Source organism: Methylacidimicrobium cyclopophantes (genome assembly GCF_902143385.2).
GTDB classification, from domain to species: Bacteria; Verrucomicrobiota; Verrucomicrobiia; order Methylacidiphilales; family Methylacidiphilaceae; genus Methylacidimicrobium; species Methylacidimicrobium cyclopophantes.
Genome location: NZ_CABFUZ020000059.1, coordinates 1 through 1461, shown reverse-complemented (window position 1 = coordinate 1461; position 1461 = coordinate 1). Strand labels below are relative to the sequence as shown.

The 1461-nt window shown below is 56.7% G+C and carries 2 protein-coding genes; both read left to right on the top strand.

The window, feature by feature from the left end:
- Nucleotides 1-113 precede the first annotated feature (113 nt).
- The gene (locus FN369_RS01250; protein WP_142524402.1) at nucleotides 114-1196 is read left to right on the top strand and encodes a helix-turn-helix domain-containing protein; all 1083 of its coding nucleotides are present in this window, start codon (nucleotides 114-116) and stop codon (nucleotides 1194-1196) included.
- Nucleotides 1177-1461, top strand: a 285-nt coding sequence (locus tag FN369_RS01245; protein ID WP_512698697.1) for a PIN domain-containing protein, incomplete at its 3' end; no start/stop codon positions are given. The genes FN369_RS01250 and FN369_RS01245, both read left to right, overlap by 20 nt.

Below are 1461 nucleotides of genomic sequence, written 5' to 3'. Positions count from 1 at the left end.
GCAAAATCGAAGAAACTCCACCGGAGATCGAGGGGGAGAATGCTTGACAAGTTGAGGTCGGTTTAATTTCTATGGATAATGGAAAAACTATTAAACCATCCCGAGGAGACGTCGTGATTGCAGATCGCATTCGTCAAGCACGACTGGCGGCGGGCCTGACCTTGAGTGCGTTGGGCGAACAGGTGGGTGTATCGCACACCGCCATTCAGAAGTACGAGAAAGGTCTGCTGACTCCGTCATCGGCTCAGCTGCTCAAACTGGCCCGCGCCTGCGGCGTCCGGACCGAATACTTCTTTCGCACGCATACGGTTGAATTGCTGCAGCCCGAGTTTCGGAGGCACTCGACCTTTGGTAAGACAGCTCAGGATGCGCTGAAGATCAAGGTCGTCGAGTTGGTAGAAAAGCGCGTCGAGTTACTCGGCGCATTTCCCGAATCACCGTTGCCAGCGTTTGCACCGCCCGCGAATCTGCCTGAGCACATCACCTCGCTAGATGAGATTGATGCGTTCTCGGATATGGTCCGCAAGGCTTGGCAGCTGGGGCTGAACCCGATTGCTGACCTCACCGACACCCTCGAAGGCCTTGGCTTGCTGGTCATCGTGGTCGATGAAGAGAACCCGGGATTCTCCGGCTTGACGGCCAAGGCACGGACCGAAGATGGCCGGGAGTATCCGATCGTGGCTGTTTCCAAACGGTGGTCCGGTGATCGGCAACGCTTCACGCTGGCACATGAGCTGGGGCACCTGCTGCTCGAAGGACGACTGGCTGACGGTATCAACGAAGAGAAAGCCTGCGACCGGTTCGCGGGTGCCTTCCTGGCCCCACGTGTCGCGGTGTTGCAGTTGCTTGGGGTACAACGCCATGCCCTGGAATGGCAAGAGTTATATGTGCTCAAGCACCAGTTCGGGCTCTCGATGACCGGATGGCTGCAACGCGCCAAACAGTGTGGCGTGATCACCGAGGCCGCTCACATCTCTATGTTCAAGTGGTTTTCGGCCAAGGGCTGGCGCAAGTCAGAGCCTGGCGAACCACTGCCGCAAGAATATCCACGACTATTTGATCAGTTGGTGTACCGCGCCTTGGCTGAGCAATACATTTCCGAAGGCAAGGCGGCGGAACTGCTGGGCATCCCGATGATGCGCTTCTACAACAAAGAACGCCAGTTGGAGTCATCGGGTGCGGTTGCTCATCAGTGATGCCAACATCCTGATTGACATGGAAGCAGGAGCGTTGATGGAAACGCTCTTCCAGCTTCCGATGCAGTTCGGCATCCCGGATCTGCTGTACTACGAAGAAATCGAGCCGGGCAGCCCAGGTCTTGAAGACCTGGGTTTGCAGGTCATGGAGGTCAGCGGAGACTTCGTGGCCTATGCCCAGCAGTTGCCAGCCCAGCACAATCACCTACTTCCCGCAAAAAACGGCCCCAAGCCCAGTCACAACGTGGAGTTTCTTCGATTTTGC